Annotated in this window: 13 protein-coding genes and 1 tRNA gene; 12 read left to right on the top strand and 2 right to left on the bottom strand. The window is 37.1% G+C overall.

What is annotated here, in order from left to right:
- Positions 1–9: 9 nt before the first annotated feature.
- The 4 genes from ftsH to lysS all read left to right on the top strand — a co-directional run bounded on the left by ftsH (position 10) and on the right by lysS (position 5817).
- Positions 10–2250 (top strand): ATP-dependent zinc metalloprotease FtsH, encoded by a 2241-nt coding sequence (ftsH, locus tag C683_RS00145; protein ID WP_009488041.1) that lies wholly within the window; start codon positions 10–12, stop codon positions 2248–2250.
- Between the two features lie 95 nt (positions 2251–2345).
- Positions 2346–3251, top strand: coding sequence for an Hsp33 family molecular chaperone HslO (gene hslO / locus C683_RS00150; RefSeq protein WP_009488042.1), 906 nt, complete (start codon positions 2346–2348; stop codon positions 3249–3251).
- Complete coding sequence (dusB, locus tag C683_RS00155; RefSeq protein ID WP_009488043.1) at positions 3251–4240, top strand: tRNA dihydrouridine synthase DusB; 990 nt, start codon at positions 3251–3253, stop codon at positions 4238–4240. The genes hslO and dusB overlap by 1 nt, the downstream gene beginning before the upstream one ends.
- An 86-nt stretch (positions 4241–4326) precedes the next feature.
- The gene (gene lysS / locus C683_RS00160) at positions 4327–5817 is read left to right on the top strand and encodes a lysine--tRNA ligase (protein WP_009488044.1); all 1491 of its coding nucleotides are present in this window, start codon (positions 4327–4329) and stop codon (positions 5815–5817) included.
- 48 nt (positions 5818–5865) lie between these two features.
- Here lysS and rpiA read toward each other — a convergent pair whose 3' ends face one another.
- Positions 5866–6555, bottom strand: coding sequence for a ribose-5-phosphate isomerase RpiA (gene rpiA, locus C683_RS00165; protein ID WP_009488045.1), 690 nt, complete (start codon positions 6553–6555; stop codon positions 5866–5868).
- Between the two features lie 143 nt (positions 6556–6698).
- Here rpiA and recU point away from each other — a divergent pair, with 143 nt between their 5' ends.
- The 5 genes from recU (at position 6699) to C683_RS00190 (ending at position 12031) form a co-directional block, all read left to right on the top strand.
- Positions 6699–7283, top strand: coding sequence for a Holliday junction resolvase RecU (recU, locus tag C683_RS00170; protein WP_009488046.1), 585 nt, complete (start codon positions 6699–6701; stop codon positions 7281–7283).
- A 10-nt stretch (positions 7284–7293) separates the two neighbouring features.
- Positions 7294–9600: a transglycosylase domain-containing protein gene (locus tag C683_RS00175; protein WP_009488047.1), complete on the top strand. Its 2307-nt coding sequence runs from the start codon at positions 7294–7296 to the stop codon at positions 9598–9600.
- 119 nt (positions 9601–9719) lie between these two features.
- Positions 9720–10172: a 50S ribosomal protein L9 gene (gene rplI / locus C683_RS00180; RefSeq protein ID WP_009488048.1), complete on the top strand. Its 453-nt coding sequence runs from the start codon at positions 9720–9722 to the stop codon at positions 10170–10172.
- Positions 10172–11548 carry a replicative DNA helicase gene (gene dnaB / locus C683_RS00185; RefSeq protein WP_009488049.1) on the top strand — a complete coding sequence of 459 codons (1377 nt, stop codon included), beginning with the start codon at positions 10172–10174 and terminating at the stop codon, positions 11546–11548. The genes rplI and dnaB overlap by 1 nt, the downstream gene beginning before the upstream one ends.
- Before the next feature lie 72 nt (positions 11549–11620).
- Positions 11621–12031, top strand: coding sequence for a hypothetical protein (locus C683_RS00190; RefSeq protein ID WP_009488050.1), 411 nt, complete (start codon positions 11621–11623; stop codon positions 12029–12031).
- Between the two features lie 82 nt (positions 12032–12113).
- Here C683_RS00190 and C683_RS00195 read toward each other — a convergent pair.
- Positions 12114–12187 (bottom strand) — tRNA-Arg (locus C683_RS00195).
- Positions 12188–12460: 273 nt separating this feature from the next.
- On the opposite strand from C683_RS00195, the gene rpsL reads away from it, so the two are divergent.
- From rpsL to fusA, 3 genes are all read left to right on the top strand, one after another.
- On the top strand, positions 12461–12871 hold the full coding sequence (gene rpsL, locus C683_RS00200) for a 30S ribosomal protein S12 (protein ID WP_009488051.1): 411 nt from the start codon (positions 12461–12463) through the stop codon (positions 12869–12871).
- 45 nt (positions 12872–12916) lie between these two features.
- Positions 12917–13387, top strand: a complete 471-nt coding sequence (gene rpsG / locus C683_RS00205; protein ID WP_009488052.1) for a 30S ribosomal protein S7 — start codon at positions 12917–12919, stop codon at positions 13385–13387.
- A gap of 72 nt (positions 13388–13459) precedes the next feature.
- Positions 13460–15544 (top strand): elongation factor G, encoded by a 2085-nt coding sequence (gene fusA, locus C683_RS00210; protein WP_009488053.1) that lies wholly within the window; start codon positions 13460–13462, stop codon positions 15542–15544.
- Positions 15545–15584: the final 40 nt, after the last annotated feature.

Genomic DNA, 15584 nt, shown 5'->3' on the forward strand with positions numbered 1-15584 from the left:
AGTAAAAGAATGAAACAAAAGAAACGGAAGAGTATTTTATACTATGTGCTTTTGTTTTTAGGCGTTGCAATGTTGGTTTACTTCCTATTTGGTGATACTAAATCCCCAAGTACGGAAATAAATTATTCGACATTTAGTCAAAACTTAGTCGATGGTAAAATTAAAGAAATGACGTTACAGCCAGCAGATGGCGTCTATAAAGTACAAGGTACACTGGATGTGAAAAAGAACGATCAACCAAAAGAGAAAGATGGTCTAAAAGTAATTGGTGGTGGCAAAAAGACAAAAGCAAATCCTCAATTTAGTACCATTATCTTACCAAGCGATAGTTCTTTAGATGAGATTACAAAAGAAGCTCGTCAACGAGGCACAGAAGTAAAAGTTATCGAACCAAGCGATAACTCTATGTTTATGTCTCTATTAATTAGCTTATTGCCATTAGTCTTAATGTTTGGTTTCTTCTATATGATGATGAAACAACAAGGCGGTGGCGTTGGTGGACCAGGGGGCGTAATGAACTTTGGAAAATCAAAAGCAAAAGAAAGTGATAAGAGCGCAAGCAAAGTACGCTTTAGTGACGTCGCTGGAGCAGAAGAGGAAAAGCAAGAATTAGTCGAAGTTGTTGAATTCTTGAAAGATCCAAAACGTTATAATGCGTTAGGAGCTCGTATCCCAGCTGGGGTTTTACTAGAAGGACCTCCAGGAACAGGGAAAACATTATTAGCTAAAGCAGTAGCTGGGGAAGCAGGAGTACCTTTCTACTCTATCTCAGGTTCTGACTTTGTAGAAATGTTCGTCGGTGTTGGGGCAAGTCGTGTTCGTGACTTATTCGATACTGCGAAGAAAAATGCACCGGCCATTATCTTCATCGATGAAATCGATGCGGTAGGTCGTCAACGTGGTGCTGGTATGGGTGGCGGTCACGATGAACGTGAACAAACCTTAAACCAATTATTAGTAGAAATGGATGGATTTAATGGTAGTGAAGGAGTTATCGTCATTGCAGCTACTAACCGTTCTGACGTATTAGACCCTGCATTACTTCGTCCAGGTCGTTTTGACCGTCAAATTTTAGTAGGACGTCCAGATGTAAATGGTCGTGAAGCTATCTTGAAAGTACATGCTCGCAATAAACCATTAGCACCAGACGTAGACTTAAAAGTAGTCGCTCAACAAACTCCAGGTTTCTCTGGGGCAGAGTTGGAAAATGTATTAAACGAAGCGGCATTAGTCGCTGCTCGTCGTAATAAAACAGTGATTGATGCTTCTGATATTGATGAAGCAGAAGACCGCGTAATTGCTGGACCTGCGAAACGTAATCGTGTAATTAGCGAAAAAGAACGTGAAATGGTAGCTTACCATGAAGCAGGACATACTATTATCGGTTTAGTTTTAAGTGATGCTCGTGTCGTTCACAAAGTAACCATTGTTCCTCGTGGACGTGCTGGAGGATACATGGTTGCGTTACCAAAAGAAGATCGTTTCTTAATGACAAAAGAAGAAATGTTCCAACAAATCGTTGGTCTTTTGGGAGGACGTACTGCAGAAGAGATCGTCTTTGGCGTTCAATCTACAGGTGCTAGCAACGACTTCCAACAAGCAACACAAATGGCTCGTAGTATGATTACAGAATACGGTATGAGTGATAAACTAGGACCTGTTCAATACGAAGGAAATAGTCAACCATTTGTTGGTCGTGATTATGGCCAAGCAAAACCATATTCTGAACAAACAGCTTTTGAAATTGATCAAGAAGTAGCGAATATTTTAAATGCTGCTCATGAAAAAGCACGTGAAATCATTGAAGAATACCGTGACAAACATAAATTAATTGCTGAAAAATTATTAGAGTATGAAACATTAGATGCTCGTAGCATTAAATCATTGTTTGAAACTGGAGAAATGCCAAAAGATGATCATGCGATGCAATTCCCAAGCGAAAATGCGCAATCTTATGAAGAAACAAAAGCCGCATTAGAAGCGAAAGAAAAAGAAGAACGTTTAGAAGATCGCACAGAAGATCATTTAGAAGAAAAAGAGTTGTATCAAGAAGAACAACAAGATCCTGTTTTCCATGATGTTCATCAAGACGAAGTCGCTCATGAAAAAGAAGAAGAAGCAGAAAAAGAAGCACAACAAAAAGAAGAAGAAGTTCAGCTTTCTGAAGCAGAACGTATTCGTCGCGAAAGAGCTCGTCAACAACGTGAGCAACATGATCGTCGTGAACAAGAAGAAAAAGAAGATCAATAATGAAAAAGTCTCCTCAGTTTTGAGGAGATTTTTTTGAGTGTATCTAAAGAAAAAATCGTTTATAATAAAAAAAGAAAATTTAAAGGGGAAAAATTATGACAAAAGATTATTTAGTACGTGCCTTATGCTTTAACGATACAATTCGTGCCGTAGCTGTAACTGCGACAGGAGTAGTAAATGAAGCACATTTAGCGCATGACACTTGGAATACAGCAACTGCCGCTTTAGGTCGTACCCTAATTGCGGGATTATTATTAGGTTCAAGTCAAAAAGGACAAGAACATATGACGATCAAAGTACAAGGAAATGGTCCCATTGGAACCATTTTAGTGGATGCCAATGCCAAAGGCGAAGTAAAAGGTTATGCTCAAAATCCACATGTAAGTTTACCTTCTAATGCGCAAGGAAAATTAGATGTCCGTGGAGCAGTAGGAACAGAAGGTTCATTAACTGTCATTAAGGATTTAGGATTAAAAGAACCTTTTGTCGGCCAAGTGCCACTTGTTTCAGGAGAATTAGGAGAAGACTTTACAAATTATATGGCTTCAAGTGAACAAATCCCTTCTGCGATTGGCTTATCTGTTTTAGTGGATACTGATGAAAGTGTTCGTGCTGCTGGTGGATTTATGATTCAAGTAATGCCAGGTGCAACCGAAGAAACAATTACAGAAATTGAACAACGTTTGGCAAAATTACCTTTCGTTTCTACTTTAATTGATGAAGGAAAAACACCAGAAGAAATTTTAGCAGCGATCTTAGGGGAAGAAAATATGACGATTTTAGATCGTGAACCCGTTGCTTTTGCTTGTGATTGCTCCAAAGAAAAATTTGCTCAAGCATTAACTCGTATCGGTGGCGATGCTTTACAAGAAATGATTGATGAAGATGAAGGCGCAGAAACGGTTTGTCATTTCTGTAATTCAAAATATCAATTTGATAAAGCAGAGTTAGAAGAATTACAAAAATTAGCCCAAGTACAAGAAGCAGAGGATGAAGCATAATGGAAATGAAATGGAAGATTGGTGATGTAGAAATTCCAAATCGCGTTGTTGTTGCGCCAATGGCTGGAATTAGTAACGCTGCCTTTCGTGTAACTGTAAAGGAAGCTGGAGCAGGCTTAATTGTTTGTGAAATGATCAGTGATAAAGGAATTCATTTCCGTAACCAAAAAACATTAGATATGCTTTATATTGATGAACGTGAGCATCCAATTAGTGTACAAATTTTTGGTGGTGATAAAGATACATTAGTAGAAGCTGCTCAATTTGTAGAAGAAAATACAGCAGCTGATATTATTGATATCAATATGGGTTGCCCAGTAAATAAAGTAATTAAAGCAGAAGCTGGTGCAAAATGGTTACAAGATCCAGATAAAGTTTATCAAATGATGGAAGCTGTAGCTTCTTCGGTTGATATTCCTGTAACTGTAAAAATGCGTACCGGTTGGGACCAAGATCATGTTTATGCTGTAGAAAATGCTAAAGCAGCTGAAGCAGCTGGAGCAGCAGCAATTGCAATGCATGGTCGTACTCGTGCTCAAATGTATGAAGGACATGCGGATTGGGACATTTTAGCGAAAGTAAAAGCTAATATTAATATTCCATTTATGGGCAATGGTGATGTGCGTACTCCAGAAGATGCAAAACGAATGTTAGATGAAACAGGTTGTGATGCGGTAATGATTGGTCGAGCAGCATTAGGAAATCCATGGATGATTTATCGTACTTGTCATTATTTAGAGACTGGGGAAATCGTAGAAGAACCAAGTTTAGAAGTGAAAATTGATACTGCGAAATTGCATTTACGTCGTTTAATTGCCTTAAAAGGTGAAAACCTAGCTTGTCGTGAATTTAGACAACATGCAGCTTATTATTTGAAAGGAATTCCTCGTGCTTCTAAAACAAAAGTCTTATTAAACCAAGCAGAGACACAAGCAGAAATGGAAGCAATTTTGGATGACTTTTTAGCGAAACAACTGTCAAATCAATAGAAGACTATTGGTTTCATTACTATCAAATGTTAGAATATGAGAGAGGTATTTGAAAAAGAATACAACATTTTAATGGAGGAAAAAGAATGAGCGAAAACAAACCGTTAGAAGAAATGAATGACCAATTATTGGTTCGTCGTCAAAAAATGGCTCACTTACAAGAAGAAGGAATCAATCCTTTTGGTGGTCGTTTTGAACGTAGTCATGATTTTAAAACTTTACATGAAGAATATGATGAAGCTTCAAAAGAAGAATTAGCTGAAGCTCAAATTGAAGTACAAATTGCTGGCCGTGTAATGACAAAACGTGGAAAAGGGAAAGCTGGATTTGCTCACTTACAAGACCGCACAGGACAATTACAAATTTATGTTCGTCAAGATAGTGTCGGTGAAGAAAATTATGGACTTTTCAAACAAGCAGACTTAGGAGACTTCTTAGGAGTAAAAGGTCACTTAATGAAAACAAATACAGGAGAGTTATCTGTTAAAGCGACTCACTTAACTGTATTATCAAAAGCATTACGTCCATTACCAGAAAAATATCATGGATTAACGAATGTAGAACAACGTTACCGTCAACGTTATTTAGATTTAATTTCTAATCGTGAAAGTTTTGATAAATTCATCATGCGTAGTGAAATTATTAAATCTATCCGTGACTACTTAAACGGACAAGGTTACTTAGAAGTAGAAACTCCAGTGTTACATAACCAAGCCGGAGGAGCTTCTGCTCGTCCATTCATTACTCACCATAATGCGTTAGATATGGAATTTTACTTACGTATCGCTTTAGAATTACACTTAAAACGTTTAATCATTGGTGGAATGGAAAAAGTATATGAAATTGGTCGTGTATTCCGTAACGAAGGAATTGATACTACTCATAATCCAGAATTTACTTTATTGGAAGTATATACTGCATATACAGATTACGAAGATGTAATGGAATTAACAGAAGGAATCTTCAAAAATGCAGCACAAACAGTATTAGGAAAAACTGTAATTCCTTACGGTGAATATGAAATTGATTTAGGTACTCCATGGCGTCGTTTACACATGGTAGATGCTGTTTCTGAAGCAACAGGAGTAGATTTCTGGCAACAAATGACAGATGAAGAAGCTCGTGCTATCGGAAAAGAACATGGTATTGAAGTAGAAGATACAATGTCTTACGGTCAAGTTATCAATGACTTATTTGAAAAATATGTAGAAGAAACATTAATTCAACCAACTTTTGTTTATGGTCATCCAGTAGAAATTTCACCATTAGCGAAGAAAAATGAAGAAGATCCTCGCTTTACAGATCGTTTCGAATTATTTATTGCTGGTCATGAATACGCAAATGCTTATAGCGAATTGAATGACCCAATCGATCAACGTTCTCGTTTCGAAGCTCAAGATTTAGCTCGTGAAAACGGGGATGACGAAGCTCATGGTGTGGATGAAGATTACCTAGAAGCAATGGAATATGGTATGCCACCAACAGGAGGCTTAGGAATTGGAATTGACCGTTTAGTAATGTTATTAACAAACTCTCAATCTATCCGCGATGTATTATTATTCCCAGCTATGCGCTAAAAATACAACAAAAAAAGGAAGTGGTCTCCCACTTTCTTTTTTATTTTCTTATTTATGTTTATTTGTATTTTGAACCACTACTGCACCATCGCGTTCTGTTCCTACTACAATGGCATTGACCATATTGATGAATAATCCGTGTTCTACTACTCCAGTAAGATGATCTAGTTCGTTTGCTAGAGTGATAGGATCTTGAATTTTATCCATGTGACAGTCGATAATGAAATGTCCACCGTCTGTGACAAAAAGTTTTCCATCTTCTGTTTTACGCCAAGTAGGTTCCATTCCTTTTTCAACAAAAAGTTGGAATAAACGTTCACTACCATAAGGGACGACTTCAATTGGTAGAGGGAAAGCTCCTAAATATTCTTTTTCTTTGCTTTCATCGATAATCCAAACATAGGTTTTTGAATAAGTAGCCACTACTTTTTCATAAAGTAAGGCACCACCACCGCCTTTAATTCCTTGACCATTACGATCAACTTCATCAGCACCATCTACGGTTAAGTCTACACTTGCGACTTCATTGATGGATTTCAAAGGAATTCCTAAAGCCTCTGCTTGTTTTGCAGTCGCATGAGAAGTCGTTACTCCTACAATGTTTAATCCTTCTTTTTTCATACGTTCCCCAAGTGCTTCTACAAAATAGTAAGCCGTTGAGCCTGTTCCTAAACCAACAATCATGCCATCTTCCACAAATTCAGCAGCTTTGCGGGCAGCGATTTCTTTTAAGTTCATACAAAAACCTTCTTTCATTTATGCTATTATTATTGTACACTTTTCAATTTGAAAAAGAAAAGTTTTCAATTAGATTAAAAATGAAAAGAGGACCAAAATTAAGGAGTAAATTTGTTATAATAAAAAGAAAGGAGTGGAACGTTATGCGTTACCCCTCTGGAATTACTCAGCCAAAGAGAGAATCGACGGTAAAAAAACAAACGATTCACTATGGCCGACGTGGAATGCGCTTTGAGGAAATGATTAATCAAAGTAATGAATATTATTTGCAACATCAGTTGGCTGTAGTTCATAAAAAACCAACTCCGATTCGCTTAGTCAAAGTGGATTATCCAAAAAGGAGTGCGGCAAAGATTACAGAAGCTTATTTTACGGAAGCTTCTACCACCGACTACAATGGAGTATATCAAGGAAGATATATCGACTTTGAAGCGAAAGCGACAAAAAACAAGACTAATTTCCCATTAAAAAATTTCCATGAGCACCAAATTCAACACATGCGTGCTTGCACAAAACAAGGGGGGATTTGTTTTGTTTTATTATGGTTTTCTGAATGGAAGCGTTGTTTTTTACTCGATTTTGAAATCTTAGATGAATTTTGGCAAAACCAAAAAAACGGTCGAAAATCAATTCCTTTTTCCGTCATTGAAGAAAAAGGGAGGGAATGTACCATTGGTGGTATTCCTTACGTCGACTATTTAGCACAAATTAATATCAAAGAAGCATAAAGGAGAGTTTATGGGTAAAAAGAAAAAACGCCACGTTGTGCGGAATATATTTGTTACTTTACTAGTGGTATTTTGTATTGGCGTCTTGGGTGTATTAGGACTTTTCTCTTACTATATTGCGACTGCGCCAAAATTGGATGAATCAAAACTAGAGGCACAACCAGCAACAAAAATTTATGATAAAGATAAAAAGTTGGTACAAACTTTAGGGGATTCACAAAGAGATACTATAGAAACCGATGAGATTCCTCAACAATTGAAATCAGCGATTATTTCTATTGAAGACCGTCGTTTCTATAATCACATTGGGGTAGATCCAATTCGTATTGCTGGAGCGTTATTCTCAAATATTCGAGGAAATGCCTTGCAAGGAGGAAGTACATTAACCCAACAATTAATTAAGCTATCTTACTTCTCAACAAAAGAACAAGACCAAACGTTGAAACGTAAAGTCCAAGAAGCTTGGTTATCGATTCAATTGGAACAAAAAGTTTCAAAAGATCAAATTTTAGATTACTACATCAATAAGGTGTATATGAATAATCAATTATATGGTATGCAAACGGCATCGAAAGCGTACTATGGAAAATCATTGGATGATTTAGACTTAGCGCAAACCGCTTTATTAGCAGGTATGCCACAAGCACCAACGCTATATGATCCATATACCCATCCAAAAGAAGCTACGGCTCGTCGTAATATGGTTTTAAAAGCAATGTATGAAAATGATAAGATTACAAAAGCTGAATATGAAAAAGCAGAAAAAGAATCCATCAAAGATGGCTTAAAACCATTAAAACAAGAAGATAAGCAAACGAAATTGTTAGATAACTACGTGACACAAGCCGTAAAAGAGGTCGAAGAAGAAACAGGAAAAAATCCATATCTTGTCGGAATGGACATTTATACTAACTTAGACCTAGATGCACAAAAACAGTTGTATCAAATTATGAATGATAATTCGATCGTACCTTATCCAGTGGATGATCCACATGAAAAAGGTGATGAAATGAAATCTGCTGCGACAGTTATGGATGTTAATAATGGTCGTGTCGTTGCTCAATTAGGAGATCGCGATGTGAAAAAAGAAGTTCAACAAGGACAAAACTTAGCAGTAGATGGAAAACGTGACGTTGGTTCAACGGTAAAACCATTTACCGATTACGCACCGGCCATTGAATATTTACATTATTCAACCGCTAAACGTGTGGTAGATCAACCGTATTACTATTCAGATACACGTAAGAAAGTGTCAAACTATGACTTAACTTACAAAGGAACAATGACGATGAAACAAGCATTGATTGATTCACGTAACGTTCCAGCGATGGAATTTTTCGATGCAGTTGGCGCAAACCGAGTAGAAAAATTCTTGAAGACAGGATTTGATTATGAAATTGCTGGTGGAATTAACCAAGCGAGTGCGATTTCACAAGATATGTCTTCTCTAAAACTAGCAAGTATCTACACAGCCTTTGCGAATGGTGGAACATACTATAAACCAACATACGTTAATAAAGTAGTCTTTGCCAATGGTGAAGAACAAGAAATTGAAAGTAAAGGCCAACGCGCGATGTCTGAAGCTACTGCTTATATGATTACCGATATGCTAAAAGGTGTAATCAATCAAGGAACAGGTACGTATGCTCGTATTCCTGGAATTATCCAAGCTGGGAAAACAGGAACTTCTAACTATGAAGACAAAGTTAAAGATCGCATCATTGGTGATAAAGAAGGAGTGCCAGATGTAACCTTTGTTGGTTATACTACGGATTATTGTATTTCTGTTTGGTCTGGATATACAAACTACTTCCATTCTATTGCGCCAGAATATGCGCATAACTCTCAGTTAGTTTACCGTAATATGATGAGCTATATGATGCAAAATGAACCAGTAAAAGATTGGACACAACCAGATGATGTAGTTCGTATTGGTGATGCATTATACGTTAAGGGCTATACAAGTAATCAAAATGTTCCATTGAGTGAAGATTCAGAAACGATTCGTCAAAACTTACAAAAAGATGGACATATGGTGGAAAATGGAGAAGCAACACCAGCTTCTGCTGAAGAAGGTGGAGAGATGCCACAAGACACAAGCAGTAGTTCAAGTCAAGAACAGAGTCAAGGAAATACTTGGGAAACACCAACGAATATGAGTGGGACAACCCAAAGTAGTTCAGCCTCCTCAGCTTCTGTAGTATCTTATGATAATGCTCCACAACAAAATACTAATCAATCAGTAAATGACCAACAAAATGGTAATCAACAAAATGTAACAAATAATGCACCAGCAACTTCTGCTTGGGCAGATTAAAGAAAACCCCCAAAAGTTTTTTTGGGGGTTATTTTTATACGAATATGAGAATTGAATATGATAAAATGAAAATAGAATTTGGTAGAAGATATTTACCAAAAAGCTTAGGGAGGTCAATTATGAAAGTCATTTTATTACAAGATGTTAAAGGACAAGGAAAAAAAGGAGAAGTAAAAAACGTATCGGATGGATATGGACAAAACTTTTTAATTAAAAAAGGACTAGCAAAAGAAGCAACTTCTGCTGCAATGTCTGAATTAAAAGGACAACAAAAAGCACATGCTCGTGAAGAAGCAGAATTAAAAGCAGCAGCAGAAAAATTAAAAGCGCAAATGGAAACTGAAGGATTTGAAGTAGTATTATCAACAAAAGCAGGAGCAGATGGACGTATTTTTGGTTCTATCTCTTCAAAACAAGTCGTTCATGCGTTAGAAGAACAACATCAAATTAAAATTGATAAACGTAAAATGAATATGCCTGCGCCAATTAAAGCCTTAGGTTATACAAATATTGAAGTGAAATTATATCCAGGTGTTACTGCGAAATTAGCCGTTCACGTGAAAGAACAATAATGGCAGAAGAGGTAGTAAAAAAGGAAGCACAAGAAGCTGTATTGCCGCATAATATTGAGGCGGAAAAATCGGTTCTTGGTGCAATTTTATTAAATAATGAATCTTTAATTGACGCTCTTGGTTATATTGATACAAGTGATTTTTATTTACGTGCTCATCAATTGATTTTCCAAGCGATGAAGGAATTAAATGATGAGAAGAAAAATATTGACCCAGTAACTTTGGGAGAAAAGTTAGAACGTAAGCATCAGTTAGAAGAAGTAGGAGATATCCCTTATTTAACAGAATTGTCTTATACGACTCCGACTGCAGCGAATATTAATTACTATGCAAATATCGTTGAAGAACGAAGTGCTCTACGTTCTTTAATTCGTGAAGCAACGATTATCCAACAAAAAAGTTATGAACAAAATGTCAATGTAACTGATCTTTTGGACGAAGCTTCTAGTCGTATTATGAAAGTTTCTGAGCACCGTGATCATCAAGCAATGCGTAAAGTGGGCGATATTATGTCCAATGTTATGGTGCAAATTGAAGAAATGAGTAAGCAAAATGGGATGATTACTGGCTTGTCTACAGGTTATCCTGCTTTGGATCGGATGACGACTGGATTACACGAAGATGAATTAATCGTTTTAGCGGCTCGTCCTGGGGTCGGAAAAACGGCTTTTGCCTTAAACATTGTGCAAAATGTGGCGGTTACACAACATTTACCTGTAGCGATTTTTAGTTTAGAAATGGGTGGAGAATCACTTGTCATGCGTATGATTGCCGCTCAAGGAATGATTCCTAACTATCATCTACGTTCTGGACAATTAACGGATGAAGAATGGATTAAACTAGGAATGTGCTTTGAGGAGTTATCAAAGGCAGATATTTATATTGATGATACGCCAGGGATTAAAATCTCAGAAATTCGTGCAAAATGTAAACGTGTTTTGCAAGAAAATCCAGATTTAGGTTTGATTGTGATTGACTATTTGCAATTAATTGAAGGGGGCGGAAAAGAAAACCGCCAACAAGAAGTATCCTATATTTCTCGTCAATTAAAAAAATTAGCCAAAGAATTACATGTTCCTGTGTTGGCACTTTCTCAATTATCTCGTGGAGTCGAACAACGAAATGATAAACGTCCAATGTTAAGTGATATTCGTGAGTCAGGGGCAATTGAACAAGATGCTGATATTGTCGCTTTTTTACATCAAGAAAGAACGCCAAGTGGCGATATTGATGAAGAGGAAGAAACGACAGAAGAGGATCAATTGATTGAAGTGTTAATTGAGAAAAACCGTAGTGGATCACGTGGCTCTGTTCAGTTAGCATTTATTAAAGAATATGGTCGTTTCTTATCTGTAAGTACAAGAGAAGATGGATAAGCATTTTGCTTTATTCTATAACAAGATTGCGTTATATTAAGAGTGTAAAGAGATTAATGAAAAGAGGAAATAATGATGACAGATTATGTAGCAAAAGAAGTTAAATTATTAAACAAAATTGCAGATCGTATTTCTATTTTAGATGGTGTATTAGACAAAATGGAAGATACAGATAGCAAAGTAAAACATTTCATGGAACAAGAAAAAGCATTACATGAAATTCGTGCAATCATCCGTGAAGAAAATAAAATCGGCAAAGAAGAAGAAAAAGCAGAAGCAAAAGAAGAAAAAGCTTTTGACGATGTAGCGAAAAAACAAGCTAAATTAATCGATAAAATTGCAGATAAAGTGGATGCATTAGATGATACTTTAGCTAAATTAGATGATGATGATTCTAAAGTAAAAAGCTATTTAGAACAAAAGAAAGCTGTATCTGAAATTAAAACAATTGTTAAAGACGCAGACAAATTAATGAACGAATAGAAAAAATAAAAAAAGGACGACGGAAATGTCGTCCTTTTTCTTTTGTAAAAGAAAAAAAACTCGCAACTGCGAGTAAAAGATACGTCACAGGAGGGATTCGAACCCCCGACCGTCCGCTTAGAAGGCGGATGCTCTATCCAGCTGAGCTACTATGACATTACTTTGTTATTATAAATAAAAGATTGCTTTTTTGTCAAGAATCCCTTTTATTTTTATCTTCTCTTCTACCAATGAAAAGAAGAAGGAAATAATTTTTGCCAAGATTCCATAAAAAATAGTTGACGCTAAAAATGATAAATGGTAACATTTAGTAGGTGCTTTATTAACAGGAGCATTTGAATGCAGTTTCTGCATTATTTTTTATTCGAAAAAAATGACACACCGGGATGTGTGTGTTTAGAAATGAATGGAGAGAGGAGGAAAACGGGAATGCCTACAATTAACCAATTAGTACGTAAACCTCGTAAATCTAAGTTAACTAAATCAAATTCACCAGCTTTGAACCATGGCTACAACAGCTTCAAAAAAGTTCAAACTAACGTGGACTCACCACAAAAACGTGGAGTATGTACACGTGTCGGTACAATGACACCTAAAAAACCTAACTCAGCGTTACGTAAATATGCTCGTGTACGTTTATCTAACTTAATCGAAGTTACAGCATATATTCCAGGTATTGGTCATAACTTACAAGAACACAGCGTTGTATTAATCCGTGGTGGACGTGTAAAAGACTTACCAGGGGTACGTTACCATATCGTACGTGGTGCTCTAGATACAGCTGGAGTTACTGATCGTAAACAAAGCCGTTCTAAATACGGTACAAAACGTCCTAAATAATAGGAACCTGAAACAAAAAATTATTGATTGGAAGGAGGAAATAGGATGCCTCGTAAAGGACCAGTTGCAAAACGTGACGTTTTACCAGATCCAATTTACAACTCAAAAATGGTTACTCGTTTAATCAACCGTGTAATGATCGATGGTAAACGTGGTACTGCATCAAGCATTATTTATAATGCTTTTGAAATTATTAAAGATAAAACAGGAAACAACCCATTAGAAGTTTTCAACCAAGCAATGGAAAATGTTATGCCTGTATTAGAAGTTAAAGCTCGCCGTGTTGGGGGTTCTAACTACCAAGTTCCCGTTGAAGTTCGTCCAGAACGTCGTGTAACTTTAGGATTACGTTGGATCGTAAGTTATGCTCGTCTTCGTGGTGAACACACAATGGAAGAACGCTTAGCGAAAGAAATTATGGATGCTGCTAATAACACAGGAGCTTCTGTTAAAAAACGTGAAGATACTCATAAAATGGCTGACGCTAACCGTGCATTTGCACATTATCGTTGGTAATATTAGGGAAAGATTGCTATGTGGCAATCTTTTTCACTACTTTATAAAAAATAACTTACAAGGGTGATGAACATGGCAAGAGAATTTAGTTTAGCAAAAACTCGTAACATCGGAATCATGGCCCACATCGATGCTGGTAAAACAACAGCAACAGAACGTATTTTATACTACACTGGTAAAATCCATAAAATCGGTGAAACACACGAAGGTGCTTCACAAATGGACTGGATGGAACAAGAACAAGAACGTGGTATCACAATTACATCTGCTGCGACAACAGCTCAATGGAAAGGCTACCGTGTTAACATCATTGACACACCAGGACACGTAGACTTCACAGTCGAAGTTGAACGTTCATTACGTGTGTTGGATGGTGCGGTTACAATCTTAGATGCTCAATCTGGGGTAGAACCACAAACAGAAACAGTATGGAACCAAGCAACAACTTATGGTGTTCCTCGTATTGTTTTCGCCAACAAAATGGATAAATTAGGTGCAGACTTCTTATACTCTGTACGTACATTACATGATCGTTTAAACGCAAACGCTCATCCAATCCAATTACCAATTGGTGCAGAAGATGACTTCACTGGAATCATCGACTTAGTGAAAATGAAAGCCGAAATCTACACAAACGATTTAGGTACTGAAATTCAAGAAACTGAAATTCCAGATGAATACAAAGAACAAGCGGATGAATGGCGCGAAAAATTAATCGAAGCTGTTGCTGAAACAGACGAAGATTTAATGGAAAAATACTTCGAAGGTGAAGAAATCACTGAAGAAGAATTAAAAGCTGCTATCCGTAAAGCAACAATCAATGTAGAATTCTACCCAGTATTATGTGGTTCTGCATTCAAAAACAAAGGGGTACAATTATTATTAGATGCGGTTATTGATTACTTACCAGCACCTACAGATATCCCTGCAATCAAAGGTATCGTTCCAAGAACAGACGAAGAAGTAGAACGTCCAGCTTCTGACGACGAACCATTCTCATCATTAGCATTTAAAGTTATGACTGACCCATTCGTAGGTCGTTTAACATTCTTCCGTGTGTACTCTGGTACATTAAATGCTGGATCATACGTATTAAATGCGACAAAAGACAAACGTGAACGTGTAGGTCGTATCTTACAAATGCACGCAAACACTCGTCAAGAAATTCCTACAGTTTACTCTGGGGATATCGCTGCTGCAGTTGGTTTGAAAAACACAACTACAGGGGACACATTATGTGATGAGAAAAACCCAGTAATCTTAGAATCAATGGAATTCCCAGAACCAGTTATCCAAGTTGCGATTGAACCTAAATCAAAAGCAGACCAAGATAAGATGGGTATTGCATTACAAAAATTAGCAGAAGAAGATCCAACATTCCGTGCTGAAACAAACGAAGAAACTGGTGAAACAGTTATCGCTGGTATGGGTGAATTACACTTAGATATCATCGTTGACCGTTTACGTCGTGAATTCAACGTTGAAGCAAACGTTGGTGCTCCTCAAGTTTCTTACCGTGAAACATTCCGTGGAAGCACTCAAGCGGAAGGTAAATTCGTTCGTCAATCTGGTGGTAAAGGTCAATACGGTCACGTATGGATTGAATTCACACCAAACGAAGAAGGTAAAGGATTCGAATTCGAAAACGCTATCGTCGGTGGGGTAGTTCCACGTGAATACATTCCAGCAGTTGAAACTGGATTGAAAGACGCTATGGAAAACGGTGTATTAGCTGGTTACCCATTAGTAGACATCAAAGCAAAACTTTATGATGGTTCTTACCACGATGTCGACTCAAACGAAACAGCATTCCGTGTAGCTGCAAGCTTAGCCTTGAAAGAAGCTGCTAAGAAAGCTAACCCAGTAATCTTAGAACCAATTATGGCTGTAGAAGTTGTAATTCCAGAAGAAAACTTAGGGGACGTTATGGGTCACGTTACAGCTCGTCGTGGACGCGTTGAAGGTATGGAAGCTCGTGGAGTTCAACAAATCGTTCATGCGATGGTTCCACTTGCAGAAATGTTCGGATATGCAACAACACTTCGTTCTGCAACACAAGGACGCGGTACATTCTCAATGACATTCGATCATTACGAAGATGTTCCTAAATCTGTACAAGATGAAATCATTAAGAAAAACGGCGGAGAAGCTAAATAATTCTTAAGTTTTCATTTTTATAAAGGCACAGATTTACCTT

This window comes from Catellicoccus marimammalium M35/04/3 (genome assembly GCF_000313915.1).
GTDB classification, from domain to species: domain Bacteria; phylum Bacillota; class Bacilli; order Lactobacillales; family Catellicoccaceae; genus Catellicoccus; species Catellicoccus marimammalium.